The 711-nt window shown below is 63.6% G+C and carries 1 protein-coding gene; it reads left to right on the top strand.

Translation table 11 applies throughout. From position 1 onward, the window contains the following. Window positions 1–711 (top strand): IS21 family transposase (gene istA / locus BG61_RS38740; RefSeq protein ID WP_035943778.1); only part of this gene is annotated, 711 nt, incomplete at both ends.

The raw sequence follows: 711 nt of genomic DNA, 5'->3' as shown, positions 1-711 counted from the left end.
TGAAGGCGACCTCGAGCGGCGGCTTCTCGGCAAGCCCACGGGGCCAGCAGGCTACGCCCAGCCCGACTATGGACGCATCCACCAGGAGCTGCGTCGCAAGGGTATGACGCTGACGTTGCTGTGGGAGGAGTACCAGGCCGAGTTCGCGGACCGGCAGACCTACCGCTATACGCAGTTCTGCGAGCACTACAAGGCGTTCACGAAACGCCTGAAGCGCTCGATGCGTCAGATTCACCGCGCCGGCGAGAAGCTGTTTGTCGACTTCGCCGGCCCCACGTTGCCGCTGACGACTGGACGCCGCGCGCACATCTTCGTGGCGGCCATGGGCGCATCGAGTTACACGTTCGCATGCGCGACGCCAGCCGAAACGATGGAGGACTGGCTGGGCGGCATTGCTCGCGCGCTGACCTTCTATGGCGGCGTGCCGCAGTTGATCGTGCCGGATAACCCGCGCGCGATGATTGCCGATCCCGATCGCTATGAACCTCGCGCCGGCGACACCGTGCTGGACTTTGCGCGTCACTACGGCACGTCATTCCTTCCTGCACGCGTATATCGTCCGCAGGACAAACCGAAGGTAGAGGTTGCGGTCCAGGTCGTCGAACGCTGGATCATGGCGCGCCTGCGTCATCACCGGTTTGAGTCGGTCCACTCGGTCAATGAGGCGATCCGCCCGCTGCTCAAGAACCTGAATGAGAGGCCGTTCCAGAA

The sequence above is a fragment of the Caballeronia glathei genome (assembly GCF_000698595.1).
Lineage (GTDB): Bacteria > Pseudomonadota > Gammaproteobacteria > Burkholderiales > Burkholderiaceae > Caballeronia > Caballeronia glathei.
The sequence above is the reverse complement of the archived record's forward strand: the minus strand, read 5'-3'. Positions and strand labels throughout refer to the sequence as shown.